At 43.0% G+C, this 13,321-nt stretch carries 13 protein-coding genes; 4 read left to right on the top strand and 9 right to left on the bottom strand.

What is annotated here, in order from left to right:
- Positions 1-81: 81 nt before the first annotated feature.
- Positions 82-1,338: a BamA/TamA family outer membrane protein gene (locus GPM24_RS10955; RefSeq protein WP_158826795.1), complete on the top strand. Its 1,257-nt coding sequence runs from the start codon at positions 82-84 to the stop codon at positions 1,336-1,338.
- A gap of 17 nt (positions 1,339-1,355) precedes the next feature.
- On the opposite strand, the gene GPM24_RS10950 is transcribed toward GPM24_RS10955, so the two are convergent.
- Positions 1,356-2,342 (bottom strand): exostosin domain-containing protein, encoded by a 987-nt coding sequence (locus GPM24_RS10950; protein WP_158826794.1) that lies wholly within the window; start codon positions 2,340-2,342, stop codon positions 1,356-1,358.
- A 184-nt stretch (positions 2,343-2,526) separates the two neighbouring features.
- Here GPM24_RS10950 and GPM24_RS10945 point away from each other — a divergent pair, with 184 nt between their 5' ends.
- Positions 2,527-2,787: a hypothetical protein gene (locus tag GPM24_RS10945; RefSeq protein WP_158826793.1), complete on the top strand. Its 261-nt coding sequence runs from the start codon at positions 2,527-2,529 to the stop codon at positions 2,785-2,787.
- Between the two features lie 11 nt (positions 2,788-2,798).
- Here GPM24_RS10945 and GPM24_RS10940 read toward each other — a convergent pair whose 3' ends face one another.
- Complete coding sequence (locus tag GPM24_RS10940) at positions 2,799-5,384, bottom strand: BamA/TamA family outer membrane protein (RefSeq protein ID WP_158826792.1); 2,586 nt, start codon at positions 5,382-5,384, stop codon at positions 2,799-2,801.
- Between the two features lie 417 nt (positions 5,385-5,801).
- On the opposite strand from GPM24_RS10940, the gene GPM24_RS10935 reads away from it, so the two are divergent.
- Together GPM24_RS10935 and GPM24_RS10930 are read left to right on the top strand one after the other, a co-directional pair.
- Positions 5,802-7,202, top strand: coding sequence for an ATP-binding protein (locus GPM24_RS10935; RefSeq protein WP_158826791.1), 1,401 nt, complete (start codon positions 5,802-5,804; stop codon positions 7,200-7,202).
- A 17-nt stretch (positions 7,203-7,219) separates the two neighbouring features.
- Positions 7,220-8,878, top strand: a complete 1,659-nt coding sequence (locus GPM24_RS10930) for an NAD(P)/FAD-dependent oxidoreductase (RefSeq protein ID WP_158826790.1) — start codon at positions 7,220-7,222, stop codon at positions 8,876-8,878.
- 11 nt (positions 8,879-8,889) lie between these two features.
- Here the strand turns inward: GPM24_RS10930 and GPM24_RS10925 are convergent, their stop codons facing one another.
- The 7 genes from GPM24_RS10925 to GPM24_RS10895 form a co-directional block, all read right to left on the bottom strand.
- The gene (locus GPM24_RS10925; protein ID WP_158826789.1) at positions 8,890-9,273 is read right to left on the bottom strand and encodes a nuclear transport factor 2 family protein; all 384 of its coding nucleotides are present in this window, start codon (positions 9,271-9,273) and stop codon (positions 8,890-8,892) included.
- A 37-nt stretch (positions 9,274-9,310) separates the two neighbouring features.
- Positions 9,311-10,399: an alginate lyase family protein gene (locus tag GPM24_RS10920; RefSeq protein WP_158826788.1), complete on the bottom strand. Its 1,089-nt coding sequence runs from the start codon at positions 10,397-10,399 to the stop codon at positions 9,311-9,313.
- Positions 10,400-10,440: 41 nt separating this feature from the next.
- The gene (locus GPM24_RS10915) at positions 10,441-11,415 is read right to left on the bottom strand and encodes a YihY/virulence factor BrkB family protein (RefSeq protein ID WP_158826787.1); all 975 of its coding nucleotides are present in this window, start codon (positions 11,413-11,415) and stop codon (positions 10,441-10,443) included.
- A gap of 70 nt (positions 11,416-11,485) precedes the next feature.
- A complete protein-coding gene (locus GPM24_RS10910) occupies positions 11,486-12,499 on the bottom strand; it encodes an SMP-30/gluconolactonase/LRE family protein (RefSeq protein ID WP_158826786.1) in 1,014 nt (337 codons plus the stop codon).
- Between the two features lie 131 nt (positions 12,500-12,630).
- Positions 12,631-12,780: a hypothetical protein gene (locus tag GPM24_RS10905; RefSeq protein ID WP_158826785.1), complete on the bottom strand. Its 150-nt coding sequence runs from the start codon at positions 12,778-12,780 to the stop codon at positions 12,631-12,633.
- Positions 12,781-12,809: 29 nt separating this feature from the next.
- A complete protein-coding gene (locus GPM24_RS10900) occupies positions 12,810-12,989 on the bottom strand; it encodes a hypothetical protein (protein ID WP_158826784.1) in 180 nt (59 codons plus the stop codon).
- Positions 12,990-13,041: 52 nt separating this feature from the next.
- The gene (locus GPM24_RS10895) at positions 13,042-13,278 is read right to left on the bottom strand and encodes a hypothetical protein (protein ID WP_158826783.1); all 237 of its coding nucleotides are present in this window, start codon (positions 13,276-13,278) and stop codon (positions 13,042-13,044) included.
- Positions 13,279-13,321 lie beyond the last annotated feature (43 nt).

Raw genomic sequence — 13,321 nt, 5'->3', positions numbered from 1 at the left:
ATTTTTTGTAGCAATCTGTAAGTTGATAATCATGGTATTATGCTATCTTTATGTAAGTTTGTAGCCCCAATATTTAAACAAATGCGTACCGGTTTATGGATAGGCTTGCTAGGTTGCCTATGGCTGCTCAATTCTAATAGTGCCACGGCACAAAACGATAAAAGTGTGTCACTGCCACAGTTAATAACCGGTAAAAAGGGAGCCAGTGATACACTACGCAATAATTTGGACGACAGCGACCAAAAAGATTTGCCTGATATATTCCGAAGCTGGTTTCATATCAAAAGTAAACCTGGTAACGACTCGGTAACCAATAAGCCCGAAATTTCTGTAGTGCCTGCAATTGGCTATACGTTGGTATCTAAACTGGCATTAGTACTTTCCGGAAATGTGGCTTTTCGCAGAGCTCCGCAGTCGCGCATATCAACAGTTGTTGCCAGTGCTTCTTACACCCAAAACAAGCAATTTATCATACCCGTACAAACTACGGTGTGGTCAAAAAACAACGATTATGTTTTTGTGGGCGATTACCGCTTTTACAAATACCCTGAAAGTACCTACGGTTTGGGAAGCAATTCTGACATTCGAGCCGAAGACCCGATGAGCTTTTCATTTGCCCGTTTTTACGAAACCGCTCTACGGCACGTAAGCGGCAACTGGTATGCCGGTATAGGTTATGCTGTTGACACTTATTGGAATATATCGCACGAAGGAGCATTGAATGGCACTTTGTCTGACTATGAACGCTACGGAATGCGCTCGCACTCGCTGGCATCCGGGTTTACAGTAAACGCTTTGCACGACTCTCGCGATAATTCCATTAACCCGCAAAAAGGCTGGTATGGCAGTATGCAATACCGTATCAACCCACAATGGCTGGGCAGTACCAACGGATGGCAATCGCTCATTCTAGACTTTCGTAAATACGTACCCTTTCCTGCAAACTCGCACAATGTACTGGCATTTTGGTCATACAACTGGTTGATACTACATGGCAACCCGCCTTACCTGAATTTACCGAGCAGCTCATGGGATCCCAATTCAGCTACTGGCCGTGGGTATATTCAAGGCCGCTTTCGCGGAGCGCAAATGGTGTATCTGGAAAGCGAATACCGGTTCAGGATCACACACAACGGCTTACTGGGCGGCGTACTATTTGCTAATGCCGAAACACTAACAGCCCAACCCGGAACCCATTTTCAACGAATACAACCAGCTATTGGTCCGGGTTTGCGTTTAAAGCTGAACAAGGTTTCGCATACCAATATTGCAATTGATTATGGCTTTGGCAGACAAGGATCAAAAGGTTTATTTATTGATGTGGGCGAAGTGTTTTAACAAAGCCCACACGAAATTTATTTACTGAATAATCTGAGCTTTTTAAGCTTGCGGCGCAGCCTTTGCGAAAGTGTCCAGCCATTGCTATGGTACATTTTGGAAGAGCCCCAGCGATTAAACTCCTGTTGTACACTCATGTCAGCTGGTGAGGATTTGATAAGCCTCATTAACTGGTCAGCATAATATTTGATACCATTGGGTGCTGCAAAGTATTGTTCCCAAACAGCGGCGGCACGATTGCCTAACTGCTCATACTGCGGTTCTTTTTCCTGTAATACCTGCTTTAAAGATTCTATCTTATTTTCAGGAACAGATATAGAAAACGAGTTCCAGTCCGGACCAACAGGCGGAACAAATTCATCGGCAATAATAACCGGGCATCTGCCCAGGGCCATACTTTCATATAGTCTGAAAGTGGTTGGTGCCCAGCCTGCAGGTGCCAGCGCAAATTTGGCGTTCAACAAGCTATCTACATAAGCTTGCTTTTCATCTTTACTATGGTTAAACCAGCTATTGGTAGTGTATACATCAAAAGCTTTATCATTAGCATACAGCTCAACAATTTTGCTCCTTACCGAGTTCGATTTGGTGTTTCCGCGCCAGGTGGCTAAAAAGGCTGGTTCGGTTTTAACAGCTTGTTTTGTAATCAGGTTATTGGCAAATTCCAGGTAAGGTACGCTTGCATGAAATCGTTCATCAAACCGTGACCTTTTTAGGCAAACATATGCACCTTTTAAAACCCCTGTTGCGCCATCGTCATAATTGATAGTGAAAATTTTGTGTGCATATTGTTTAAAAACTGGGTCGTTTTTTAACAGCTTTATGTATTTATAGTCTTTAAAAGATATATTTTCCTGCAGAATCAGGGCGTCGGCATCTTCTATCGTGCAATCTAAATTTATTGCTTTATCGGTTTGCCAAAGCTGTTTTATGGCTGTTGCGATAGGAGAAGATTCATCTGCTACAGGTGTGTGACTCCTGTTCAGGAAAAAAACTTTAATCATAGGTTGCTTTAATATTCCGGTGGAGTTGAACACCAGCCAGACTTTCGGTAAAACTAAAACAAATCGGGTATAATGCAAAGCATAAAAGGCCCTGAGGGTTTCGTTTCACTTAATTATACTTTAAGATACCAGGCGCATTAAATAAATTTATAACTTGTCATTTTTACATCTCTATCTATTTATCATGGACAAATCTGCCACTATTGCCTTTTCTTACAAAATCGAAAACATACTGCTACAACCGCTTGGCCCAAATCTGCGTGTTACCGAAAGCTTTATAACCCGCGATATACTGGACCAGATAAACGATCAACTAAAAGTCAAAAACTTTAAGGTAGATGAACGTACATTACGCCCTCGGTATATAGACGTTCAACTTTATCTGGAAGGTTTTGCCATCGAAATTAAAGAAGCCAAAACAGTCGGCTTTTTATCGGGCAGGTAATTGGCATCGCCTCAAAACCTGAACCCGGCCGATATGTAAGGGTAGGTGCCTTCTTTCGAAAAACCAACCACTGCCTGGAATATAAATAATTGTGCCGGTAAAAAGTAGATGCCGCCACCGTAGCCATCATGCCAGGTACTTGACGATTCGCCAGGCGACCAAACGCGGCCAACGTCATTAAAGCCAATTACACCCAGCGTGCCGGGCAGCAGGTACGAGTTAAAGTTCAGCACTTTTAGGCGCACCTCCAGGTTATTGTACGCCATGCTTTTACCGGTAAAACGCCAGTAGTAAAAGCCGCGTAAATTTTGGTTGCCACCCAGTTTAAATTGCTGATAATATGCAGCGTCACCGAGGGTAATGCCTGCACCTGTACGGTTGGCAATTACCAATATGGAGTCTTTATCCGGATTGAGGTAAAAGCTAAAATCAGATGCCAACTGGCCATAAGTATGATTTTTGATGTTGAGGCCCGTCATACCGGTGAGCGATGTGTTCCAAAGTACACCCTTATGCGCTAACAGTGACCGGTCGCGCGTGTCTAAACTTGCTGTTGCCGATGCGCCGCCAAATACTTGATTGCTGAATACATTTTGGTCGGGGTGCTGCCGGTCATAAACACCCAAAAAACGGTTTTGGTTATCGTCTCCGTCACCATGGTAAAACTGGCCACCCAAGCCGCCGCTTACCGTCCAGTTTTTAAAAGTGCGTTTTAGCTTTACGTCTGCCGACAGATAGTTGTAAATATTGCGATAAAAGCGAATTGGACGGTCGCCGGTTCTGACAAAGGCCGTGTTGTTACCGGTACCAAAGAAGTTGCTCATGTAATTGGGGCCTAAAGAAAGCATGTTGATGACCAAATCGTTTTTGCCAACGGCCTGTTTAAAATCGCCAATATAGTTAAGCAATAAAGAGCTGGTACCAAAACCATAATTTACAATGAGGTTTTGTTGATTTGCGTAAGGCTCTTTCCGGAACCCTTGCTGCTGCAAGATAAAGTTTCCGATAAACTGGAAACCATAATCGCGGTTGATGTTGGCCAGCATAAGCGGCTGCAAAAAATTGTATTTGAAACCGGTACGGTTAAAGGTATTCACCGTGGTGTCAGTTGATATACGCAAGCGTGCCTGTGATGAAGCAGGTAGGTGATTGGGCTCGTCCGAGCGATCATACACATATAGCAGATGCTTATCGCGCAGGTTGCTGTCAACGGTAAAAGTGTCTTCATCATCGCCACCAATCATTCTTATCAGAATGGGAGATGGTTTATTGCCATTTACTGCAAATACATCTTTGCCACCCATGCCGTACAATCTAACCTCTTGCGTTACCGAAGGTTTGAAAGTGCGGTTGTAAACAGGCTGCCCTTTAGTACCATCTTTTTTTAGCTTGTAAATAGTAACGTTAAGTTGTTTATCAGGCTGGTGGGTAATTTCGATCTGCTCTCGTTTGTTGCTCGCTGGTATCTCTAGCGTGTGCGACAAGTTGCGGTAATATTTCAATGCTTGGCGCGGTAGAGCATTTCGGCGGGCAATTAATTTCTGAACAAGCTCGTGGCCGCCCATTTGATAAGCGGTTGCCGGCATTTGCTTAACGGCTTGAGTAATTACTTCATCAGTCAGTTGATTTTGTACATAAGTTATTTCTGTTTTCCAATCATCCTCGTTCAGGCTGTTCAAAAAGTAGCGGTCAAAATAGCGGGCGTTTAAATTCCAGCGGTTAATGGAACGGATATGATCACCATAATTTTGAAACTTAGCCATAAAAATATGGCGGGAAACCAAATATGGCAGCACGCCCGACGCATTGTAAAAAACCTGGTCGCGGTCGCGAGGTACCGGTTCATAGGTAGTGCCGTTGTCGTTTTTTACACATTCCCAGCGCCATTGGTCTTCGTGGCGGTCCCAGTCGCCCAGCAAGAAGTCGAGCAGACGTGCCCGCAAAACAGTTTTCTGGTCAACCCGATTGTCGTTGTCGTTTTCCAGACGCGATTGAGTTTTTAGGGTATTATCTGTTTTGTCGGCATCTAAAGGTTCTCTTTCTTCAAACAAAAATACCTGGTTTGCAAAATCTTTACGGTGTTCGCCAAAAGCTGGGTCGTCGGGCACGTAAACAATCTCAGGGTGCGAATGCGGCACGCCCAGCTTTTGTGCCAGCGGTGGTACAATCAAAAAGGCAAATGGGTGTTCGGCACTAATCTGGTCCTGAATAATATCTTTAGCAAGCGACTTTCTCAGCGTCGGCGGTAAAACTTTTTCGGGATATTTCTGCACGCTTCGAAGTACCCATTCCTTACCATCAGTTGCCTCAAGCCGTAACGATTTTGACTGCATACCACCACCACGCTGTAAAATCTTCAATCCGCCTTTTTCTTGGTTTAGATGAAAAACACGGATATTAACCGGTGTAGCCCATAGCTTGCGGTAGCTTTCGCCCAAAAATAAACGGTGTGTTTTGTTTACTTTATCATACGCTGGTTCAATGGCTGTTTTAATGCTGTCGGGGGTAGCTACTGTTTGCGCAAACGAGCTGATTCTTGTCAGCAAAAAGAACAGCAGAATGATTAAATATCTAATTATTGAATGAAAATGTTTCATTGTATTGTGGAAGTAGGTTGAGTTATACAGTAGAAACGATTAGCTGCAAGGCTTGACCACCCTAATATGCCTATGGTGTGCCTATGCCGGTTCAGCTGTATAGAAAGTGTAATTTTAAGCCGAAAATATAACTAAATCACATAATCTGCAACGTTTAAATAATCTGTAAAAAGCAATTTTTCACCTTATGCAAGTGGTGTGTTTTGCGGTAAGTCGTTAATAAACTATATATCGTGATTGCCATATAGGCATCTGGTTTTTTAGTTATTTGTCTGATAAATATGATTCGGCATGCTTTTTTATATAAGCCAATAAAATTGATAACACTGACTAAGGATATTTTTTAAGCCCGGATTATATTTTTACTTTAGATACGCCGGGCGCTTGTTACATTCGTCCGCATAATATAAAATACCTATGCCGCAAATTACAGTTGAGCAATTGAAGTTGCTGGATACCTTAAAAGACGTTCCCGATAGTCAACTGGAATGGCTATTATCTATAGGCGAAACCCGTGAAATGGCCGCCGGTGATGTGCTTTTTTCCATAGGTTCGTCTTTTGACCGAACGCTTTTTATTTTGGAAGGCAAAATCCGAATTGGCATGGTTCAAAACGGGCAGTTTAAAGAAGCCACGGTAGCAGAAGCGGGCAGCGTAATGGGATATTTGCCTTACTCCAGAGGTACTACAGCACCGGTACAGGCCGAATGTATACGCGACTGCCTTATTTTAGACATACCGGCTGATGAAATTAAAAATGCGCCTCGTTTACATTTTGAACTCACCGAAGCGCTGGTACATATCATGACCAACCGCGTGCGGTATTACACCACTCAGCAGCAACAGATCGAAAAAATGGTGGCCTTGGGTAAGCTTTCTGCCGGGTTGGCTCACGAGTTGAATAATCCGGCTGCTTCCATTGTTCGTAATGCATCTTTTTTGCAAGATCAGTTACACAAAATGGCTTGTTTGTTTGAGGAGGTAGCGGTACTGACTTTTGAACCGCAAGCACTTACTCAATTACAGCAAAAACTGGATGTGCTACTTACCCGTACGGATAAACCGGTGTTAAGCATGATGCAAAAAGACGACCTAGAAGATGAATTGAGCAGCTTGCTGGAATCGCACGAGATAGATGACTACTGCATGGTAGAAAACCTAACCGAAGAAGGTATACAGGTTGCTGACCTGGAAGAACTGGGCCAAATCGTGCCTGCCGAAAATTTGTCTGCAGTGTTAAACTGGCTCAATCAGCAACTTACGGTAGGCAAAATAGCACAAGATATTAAAGAGGCGTCCGAGCGGATCTCAAACCTGGTGAGTGCAGTAAAGGGATTCAGTCATATGGATCAGGGAGCCGATAAACAGTATGTGGATATCCATAAAGGGTTGGAAAATACCCTTACTATTATGGATTATAAGCTTAAAAAGAACAAAATTGATGTTGTTAAATCCTTTGACACAGCGTTGCCGCAGGTAAAAGCTGTAGCCGGAGAACTGAATCAGGTGTGGACCAATATTATTGATAATGCTATTGATGCCATGGAAGGCAACAGCCAAAGTAAGCTGGAAATAGTCACCGAGCACGATACACGTAGCGTGTATGTAACCATAAGAGATAATGGTCCCGGCATCCCTTCCGATATACAAAGCCGTATCTTCGATCCGTTTTTTACGACTAAGGATATGGGAAAAGGCACCGGTTTGGGTTTGGACGTAGTAATGCGTATTGTAAGCCAGCATAAAGGCTCTGTTAAAATTAAATCGGTACCAGGCAATACCGCTTTTCAAATTTGCTTTCCGCTTAGCAGCGAATAATATTAGAAAAATTACTCATGAAAGATCCTATCATATTTTTAGTAGACGATGATCAGTTTGTGTTGCGGGCCATTACGCGCGATTTAAAAACGCAGTACCATAAACGCTATCGTGTACTAAGTACTACTTCTGCCAACGAGGCACTTGAAAATCTGCTACAGTTAAAAAACAAAGGTGAGGAGATTGCGCTGTTTATATCAGACCAGCGCATGCCCGAGATGGAGGGTGTAGAATTTTTATGCCGGGCAGTTAATTATTACCCACAGGCTAAGCGGGTACTGCTTACCGCTTATTCAGATACACAGGCTGCTATCAAAGCAATTAATGAAGTAAAGCTGGATTATTACTTGACCAAGCCTTGGGACCCGCCGCAGGAAAAGTTGTTTCCGGTGGTTGATGATTTGCTGGACGACTGGCAGGCCAATTACCGCCCCGATTTTCAAGGCATCAAAGTGTTAGGTTATAATTTTTCGCCCAAAACGCACAATATCAAGGAATTTTTGACGGGCAACCTGGTACCTTACCAGTGGCTGGAAGCAAACTCAGACGAAGCGAAGGTGCTCATCAAGGTAAACCAGCTAAAGTCCGCCGAAATGCCTGCTGTGATTTTTGAAGATGGCAGTGTGCTTAAAGTGCCTGCTATAGGCGATATAGCCCAAAAGATAGGCCTTAGTCCGCAGGTAAAGAATGAGGTGTACGATGTAGTGATTATTGGCGCTGGTCCGGCTGGTTTGGCGGCATCAGTTTACGGTGCATCCGAAGGCTTAAAAACGTTGCTGATTGAACGTAAAGCACCGGGTGGACAGGCCGGTACCAGTTCGCGCATTGAAAACTATCTGGGCTTTCCAACCGGTTTAAGTGGTGCCGATTTAACCCGTAGGGCCGTTACCCAGGCAACCCGCTTTGGTACCGAGTTTTTGTCGCCTCAGGAAGTAAAAGAGATACGATTAAAAGACGGTTATAAAACCATTGTTTTGGAAGATGATACCAGTGTTACCACCCGTGCGGTAGTAGTTACCACTGGTGTAGATTACCGTAAGCTGGAAAATAAAGGTATTGATGACTTTACTGGTGCTGGTATTTATTACGGTGCCGCTACAACCGAAGCATTATCCTGCAAAGATAAAACCGTATTTATTGTAGGTGGTGGCAATTCGGCAGGGCAGGCCGCTATGTATCTGTCTAAATTTGCACAGCAGGTATTTATTCTGGTACGCAAGCCCGATTTAACCTCTACCATGTCGGCCTACTTAATTGAGCAGATTCGGCAAACAGAAAATATCAGCGTACGTGGGCAAAGTGCAGTGGCTGAGGCCCAAGGCGATAAAAAGCTGGAACGCCTTGTAATTCATTGCTTAAAAGACAACACCATGGAAACGGTAGATGCAGATGCCCTTTACATTTTTATAGGCACTCGTCCGTTTACCGATTGGTTGGGCGAAACCATCATCAAAAACGATAAAGGTTTTATTGAAACCGGCCGCGAGCTAAATCGCTACGAAGGGTTTAAAAAATACTGGAAAAGCAACCGCGACCCTTATTTGCTAGAAACCAGCTGCCCAGGCATTTTTGCCGCAGGCGACGTGCGAGCCGGAACTATGAACCGTGTAGCATCAGCAGTAGGTGAGGGCTCAATGGCTATCAGTTTTGTGCATAAATATCTGGCCGAGGTTTAAATACCCTTCGGTTAGGCATTCTGTTTTAATGCGGTTTGGTGACCTAGAAAGCGCCAAACCCCATCTTCCAGGCACCAAATGGCCAGGTAAATAGAGTGCATAGTTTTTTCAACTCCGTGCAGGTTTACTTCAAGCGTTAACCGGCCGTGTATCATGATGGCATCATTGCCAGCATATACCGCTTTTTCTACCACTGTTTCCACTTTGTGATAAGCGTAGGTGCCCAACTTGATTTTGCTGATGTAATCGGCTTTGTTGTCCCGGTAGCCGCCAGAGTGGCCGTAATATAAATCATTAGATAATATCTTCGTTAATTCGCCTGCATCCCCGTTCAGCATAGCTCGGGTTCTTTTGTTTTCCAGTTCAACGGCCAGGGCCAATACATCTTTGTTCATGGTGGCTATACAATAAAACTACTGTGTTGGTTTATAATTACCTCTTAACCTGATTAAGGATCAATTGCCATTTAACGTTAGGCTTAAGAATTGGCGACACCTGCTTTATGATATCAATATAATCCTTGTCAAAGTAAGCAGCTAATGCCAATGTGTATAAAGCTATTTGCGGGTCGACGGGTGTGCCGGCTTCAAATCCTTTTTCATGATTGGCCGCTCGGGCGCGGTCAAAAGGTACTCTGCTCTTCACAAACTCGGCATGCTGTTTTTCGCCGGTCATGTAGGGAATGATGAAATCAACCGATTTTTTGATGGAAGCTTCCTTATCCGATTGGTATTCAAAATAGCTTTTGCCCGAAGCTCGTTTAATGGCAATAATCGCTGTAAGCAAAGGTTCCAGATCATAAGTATGATAATGAAAAGCATCGCGCTCTATAAAATCAATGCTGGTACCATTAGCATTCAAGTTTTGTGCGATTTGCTTTTCCAGCTCGGTTTTGATGATGGTATCGTACATGCTGTTATGCAAGGTATAAGCAATCAGCGTGATAATTTTGATACGGTGAGAGTTCCAGTTGTTTACTGCCGTTCCGCGTCCGGGCTTTGCTGCAAAGCTATTCAACTCGGCATTGGCAACGTCGTTGAGCCAGTTGTCTATCTGTAATTTTTGCTCGGCCGGTACCTCGGCGCGTATTAAATCATAGCCTGTAATTAATGCTTCCAGCTTGGTGTCATTAATAGGGTTGCCAAACGGGCGGTTGGCTTGCGCCCAAGCTTGTAAAAATTCAATGGTTTTACCCAAATAGGTTTTGTTTCCATAAAGCCGGTACATCAAAGCCATTGCGTATATTTTATCCGCATCGTGCATCGCTCTTAAACTGGCTGTTTTTGCCGGATCACCTGCAAGTAATCCCTCCAACGATATTTTGACTATAGGATTAGGTTGTTCCAGTAATGATTGTTCCGCTACCGAGCGTAATGGCATAAATGCCGCTGTAGCGGTAGTATCATTGTCAATAAGATTTTTTAAATGTCGTACTTCCTGGTCGGTCAGGCTCACCAATTGTGCATGAGCGCTTGCAGCAAAAAAAACAAGTGATAAAATTAGGGTAATCCATTTCCTCATCGTAACAGCCATTAACCGAATTTAGATGTAAAACTGATAGGTTAACTTTCTTTTTTAATTTCCTCTGTTTTTCTCTTGGCGTCTGCTTCGTTTTCCTGCAAGCTGTTTTTGTTGCTTTTTACCTGGATAATTTGAATTGTAACGGCATAATCATTCGGCCTGATTTCACGACCGAAAGCTAAGGCATAACATTTAGTAAACACCGCACCGAAATATAAAATGATGGCCGAGTAGTATATCCATAATAACAGGATAATAACCGAGCCCGCTGTACCATAAGCACTGCCCGGGCTGCTGTTCCCTATATAAAATGCTATGGCAAACCGGCCCAGCATAAATAGTATTGCTGTAAACAATGCGCCTACCGCCACATCGCGCCAGCGAATAACGGCATCGGGCAGCACTTTAAATATAATAGCGAACAAGCTGGCCGTAACCACCAGTGTGATAATTAGGTTAGCCACATACACTAGGATCACCGTAACATGCGGAAAAATAGTTTCGAGCCTACCCATAAAGCCTTCTACTACGCCGTTGATTATCAATGATACCAGCAGCAAAAAAGCCAGACTTACCACTAATGAAAAGGAAAGCAGCCTATTTTTTAATGTAATCCACCATCCGCGGTCGGTATCCACTTTTAATCGCCAGATGGTATTGATAGAATCCTGAATTTCGGCAAAGATGGTTGTAGCGCCTATGATCAAGGTAACGAAGCCAATAATGGCTGTAAAAGTGTTGTTACCCGCAATGGATGCGTTTCGGATAATTTCCTGTATCTGCAAGGCGGCCTTGTCTCCTACAATGTCTTTAATTTGCCCGTATAGCACCCCTTCAATGGCCTCTTGCCGCCACAAAATGTTAGACAGGTAGATAACCACCATTAGCATTGGCCCTAATGAAAAAATGGTATAATACGCAAGTGAGGCACTCAGCTTGGTTACACTGTTTTCTACAAATCCCGAGCCCGATTGCTTTAGCAATTGCCATATACTTTTTGCGGTTACCTTGGCCATTATTTCGTGTTAGGTTATTTAGTAAATACCCCTGCTGTTTAGACAACAGCAGGGGTGGAGAAAGGAACGGTTATAGTTTAACCTTGAAAATTTTGTGTGGTGACGTTCTTTTATTTTCGCCGTTATTATAATCTGGTTGTTTTTGAATCTGCGAAGTGCTTACATACAAATATTTGCCATCTTTGGATAATGAATAGCTGTCGGGCCATATGAGCTGCTCATCTTTCAAAAAAGTACTCATTTGCAAATCGGGCGTAATTTTAAGCAATGCATAATTTTGCAGGTCGCCTAAGTAAAGGTTGCCCTGGGTGTCAAATGCCATACCATCAGTAGTAGCAAAACTGCCTAAATCTTCTACCTTGCTTTCCAGTTCTTCATCGCTCAGGTCTTCGTTACGCAGATGCTCGGTTTTAATACGATACAGTTTATTGTCTGTTAAAGGCTTATAGTATAACCATTCTCCGTCGGGTGACAGCGCAATGCCGTCTGACTGCATTTTGGCCGGCTCACCTTTTTTCATCAATTCGTGCCCATCAATCATAAAAGTAAACGACGGATCGGTTTTAACAGAATAATGATTTTTAAGCAACTCGCGGCCTTTACCTGTTTCCAAATCCAGCACCGTAATGCCCCCTTCGTTAGAGTTGGTCAGGTAAGCAATTTGTTTTTCGGTGTCTACGCGTACATCATTAATGTAGCTTTTTTCGCTGGTGATGCCTTCAAACGGATATACCCGCTCAACAGTATTTGTAGCCAGGTTTATCTTTACCAATTTGTGCTTGTTTTGGTAAACCTTTTCCATAAAAGGGGCTGCCGGGTCAACCACCCACATAGTATTTTGGCTGTCTATATAAACGGCCTGTACGCATACCCATTTATCCATGCCACTTTCGCCATCCTTCCAGCTATTCATAACCTCGTTGGGGTAGGGGGTAACCGAGCCATCAGGCATTACTTCTACCAAAGCATACTTGTAAACGTCAGACCATAAAGGATAATTGGTAAATAACCGGCCCTCGGCCGAGATGGCAACGCCTGTAAGCTGGTAGGTATCATCTGCAAATACTTTTTCTAATTGTGCCATAATGCTATATGTAAGAAAGTGCCTTTTTAATGTTTATATCAAAAGCATAAACCCCGAAAACGGCATACTGTTCTGTTATAACGCACTATGGTTACTTTAATAAGTAGCATTAAGCAAGTTTCTCTTTCATTCTATAGTGCAGGCTGCTCGCTGGAATGGTCGCCTTTGGTCATGCCTTTTTCCATTCCCTTTATGTTGGCTGCTTTTTTTCGGGTTCTTTTTTCGCGGTCTTTTGTAACAGTTGCCACTTTGCGACCCTCTTCTTTTTTCTTGGTATTCATTACTTTATGTTTTTAATGATAAAACGTAATTACATTTCCTCGACATCAATTTGGTTGGCCTCTAATCCCTTTTGAAGTGCCAATTTGTGTATTAGCGCTGCAATTTGCTCGCTTGTTATGTATTGGCTTTCCTGAGGCGAAAGTGTATGAATAACAGCGCCTGTAACGGCGTCAAAAAATTGAAGATATTTTTCTGGAGTATTTGCCATAATGTATCTGATATTAATAAATAATTGAACGGATAATGCGATAGCAGGTATACTAAAACATACCTAAATCGCCTCGCTTCTTATCTTTATAGCCCCACTCTTCCTCGGCTTCCAGTTCCGGATAAAGTGACGTGTCGTCTTTCAATATGGTAAATACCATCCATATTAAAACTAAAGGAGATGTTAAAAATAAATAGGATAGAATACTGATGGATAAACCGGTGCTAAACAGTATCATGTAAACTAAAAGATATATGGTTGCACTGATTACAGCTGTCGATGCTTTCATAAATGTAGTTTTATTTAATAAAATAAATTTTGGAGCAATAATG

The organism is Mucilaginibacter lacusdianchii (genome assembly GCF_009770985.1).
GTDB classification, from domain to species: Bacteria; Bacteroidota; Bacteroidia; order Sphingobacteriales; family Sphingobacteriaceae; genus Mucilaginibacter; species Mucilaginibacter lacusdianchii.
This window is presented reverse-complemented; position numbering and strand designations above follow the sequence as displayed.